The sequence below is a fragment of the Paraburkholderia sp. SIMBA_030 genome (genome assembly GCF_046535245.1).
Classification (GTDB): Bacteria; Pseudomonadota; Gammaproteobacteria; order Burkholderiales; family Burkholderiaceae; genus Paraburkholderia.
In genome coordinates, this window is record NZ_JAWRXB010000184.1 from 1 (window position 1) to 339 (window position 339).

The following is a 339-nucleotide window of genomic DNA, read 5'->3' on the forward strand; positions in this document are numbered from 1 at the left end:
GTGGCGGAGATCGCTAAGGCACCCACGGCCAGTCCGACGCCGACCACCGGCCCTCCGGTCCTGGCGGCAGCTTTGGCCTCCATCAGTCCGGTGACGTCCGCAACCGTGGTGGGCGCTGATCCCATCGGCAATGAGCAGGCATCCATGGCCGCAAACGTCACGTACTCCGCCACGGACGGTGATCTGCGCGGGCTTGCCTCAGCGCAGTGCCAACAGCCCGGCAACGATGCTTGGATCCTTGGAGCGAGCACGTCAGTTGGCCGCACCGCTGTGCTGAATGTCAGCAATGCCTCCTCAACCCCGGCCACGGTGAACCTTGATCTGTTCGGGAGCCAAGGG

1 protein-coding gene is annotated in these 339 nt (G+C 65.5%); it reads left to right on the forward strand.

The window, feature by feature from the left end:
- Positions 1–72: 72 nt before the first annotated feature.
- On the forward strand, positions 73–339 hold a 267-nt coding region (locus SB772_RS39585; RefSeq protein ID WP_410838464.1), incomplete at its 3' end, for a DUF5719 family protein.